Here is a 286-nt window from a genome sequence, read left to right as displayed (position 1 = left end):
ACCGTCACATGGAAAGACACGCCAGTTGTGAACACACCAGGCAGTCATCCAACAGTAGCCTTAGTCACTTATCCAGATGGAACGGAAGATGAAGTCGAAGTACCAGTAAGGGTAAAAGAACAAAAAGATACGTTTAATCCAACTGCGAAAGAGCCAAACCAAACTGTACGTCATAACGAAGTACCAGATCCAGAGAAAAGTATTAATATCAATGACTTACCAGCAGGAACAAACTATAGCTGGTCCGAACAACCAGACACAAGTAAACCAGGAAGTAAGACAGGCA

The 286-nt window shown here is 43.0% G+C and carries 1 protein-coding gene; it reads left to right on the top strand.

Annotation, left to right across the window (positions count from 1 at the left end):
• On the top strand, positions 1-286 hold a 286-nt coding region (locus tag OCF96_RS09950), incomplete at both ends, for a Rib/alpha-like domain-containing protein (RefSeq protein WP_261447066.1).

This window comes from Streptococcus mitis (genome assembly GCF_946190065.1).
In the GTDB taxonomy this organism is placed as follows: Bacteria; Bacillota; Bacilli; order Lactobacillales; family Streptococcaceae; genus Streptococcus; species Streptococcus mitis_DE.
Note: the sequence above shows the minus strand (reverse complement) of the source record. Positions and strands in the feature narration are given on the sequence as shown.